The sequence below is a fragment of the Sporosarcina sp. BP05 genome (genome assembly GCF_014282005.1).
Taxonomy (GTDB): domain Bacteria; phylum Bacillota; class Bacilli; order Bacillales_A; family Planococcaceae; genus Sporosarcina.
In genome coordinates, this window is the sequence record NZ_JACFTD010000064.1 from 1 (window position 1) to 1,107 (window position 1,107).

Consider the following 1,107-nt stretch of genomic DNA (forward strand, 5'->3'; position numbering starts at 1 on the left):
ATACATTTTCCATCCTATTAGAGAAAACACCAGCGGTAAAAGGAGATAGGGCTTGGACAGAGCGTGAATATAACGACATGCACCAGTTCGTCCGGGATGTTGCTGAAAGCGATAGCAGGGGGTCAGAAACAGCTGCTGACGTGCGTGATGTGATGCAGCTGGCAAGGACTATGGGGTTGAGAGTGACGGAAGCCGTCGCAATGAGTAGATCGCAAGTAGAGCAAGCATTGAGGTCCGGGGTTTATCAGGTGAAGAGCGAAGCGAAAAATGGGAAATGGCGCCAAGTTCCGTTGTCTGCTCAAGGTCGACAGGTAATGGAAAGCAGAATTCAGGACGTTCCAAGAGGGGACCGGCTGTTTATTCGTCCTGGTGAGAAGACACATGCAGCAGTGAATCGAGTCGAAAAGTTCATGCAAAATAATCGTCTACAATTCGAAACGGCCGAAGGTCGAGATAGTCGTATGTATCAAGGTGTATCTAATGCTTTAACCTATCATGGGCTACGTTACAATTATGTCCAGGATCGGATACGACAAGAAATGGAGAAAGGCTATTCCAAGTTGCAAGCTGCAGCAAGCGTCACGAAAGAAGTTGGCCATGAACGAGTAGATGTTATCGATGTCTATTTGGGAGGAGGACCAAAACTATTGGTATAGCCCACTATACCAATTTCATTGGTGCGGGCTCTCCGAGGGTAAAAAGCAAGAAGTCTGTCACGCTAGCGTGACAGACTTCCCAAGTTCAAAAGCAGAAAAAATAACCGCTTGCAGCCGTTGTTTTTTCTAGTAACAGAAAAGCAATTGAACCTTTGCTGATTCTCGCAAAGGTTCAATTGCTTTTCCAGATCAAGTGCAAAAGAACAGACCTTGCCCCTTTTGCAAAAGGGGCAAACCCCCAAAATCCCCTTCGCCAGGTGGCAGGTTCTCACATAGGGTGAGAACCAAATAGAGGGTGAAAATCACCTCTCGTATCAACTCCTTAAATTCCTTCCGCTTTTGCCTCAGTCAGACATTTACCGTTGACACTTCCCCATAATCTACTCTCTGGCCAAATAAAAAAGACCGTCAATAGACGATCTCCTCTTGTTGAACTAAAGCACCCGTTAGT

Annotated in this window: 1 protein-coding gene; it reads left to right on the plus strand. The window is 46.3% G+C overall.

Annotation, left to right across the window (positions count from 1 at the left end; all coding sequences use genetic code 11):
• Window positions 1-656, plus strand: a 656-nt coding sequence (locus H2672_RS19100) for a tyrosine-type recombinase/integrase (protein WP_186673990.1), incomplete at its 5' end; no start/stop codon positions are given.
• Window positions 657-1,107: the final 451 nt, after the last annotated feature.